The sequence below is a fragment of the Undibacterium sp. FW305-107 genome, from assembly GCF_058788535.1.
In genome coordinates this window covers 1-547 of sequence record NZ_JBYTAV010000031.1, presented here as the reverse complement: position 1 = coordinate 547, position 547 = coordinate 1, and the positions used below count along the sequence as shown (strand labels likewise).

The following is a 547-nucleotide window of genomic DNA, read 5'->3' as shown; positions in this document are numbered from 1 at the left end:
TGTAGTGGTCAAGTAAATCAGGACAAAGAAATAGGAGTTTTTACGGCGTAATGACGTTCGAAGACAGAGGGAGATAAATATCCCAATGTAGAATGCAAACGTGTGGTGTTGTAGAAATTCGTTATATAAGCAACGATGTCTTGCCTTGCTTCCATTTTATTGGCGTAGCTGCCTTGCCAAACGCGTTCCATCTTCAAATTGAGGAAGAAGCGCTCTGCAACAGCATTGTCCCAACAATTTCCTTTGCGGCTCATGCTGCAAATAAAACCGTACTCTTGCAGCAATGCCTGATACTGACGGCTGGCATACTGAGAACCCCGGTCAGAATGAACAATTAAGCCAGAAACAGGTTTGCGTTGCCCAATTGCCATGCGTAAAGCATCACAAACCAGTTCTGCTGGCATATTGGGTGCCATCGCCCATCCCACCACTTTACGTGAGAATAAGTCCAGCACGACTGCCAGATAAAGCCAGCCTGTTTCAGTACGGATATAGGTGATATCTGATACGTAAGCCAGGTTGGGGGCTACAGGATTGAACTGCCTGG

At 46.3% G+C, this 547-nt stretch carries 1 protein-coding gene; it reads right to left on the bottom strand.

Translation table 11 applies throughout. The features are described from left to right. Positions 1–17 precede the first annotated feature (17 nt). On the bottom strand, positions 18–547 hold a 530-nt coding region (locus AC3WQT_RS28895; protein ID WP_492709475.1), incomplete at its 5' end, for an IS3 family transposase.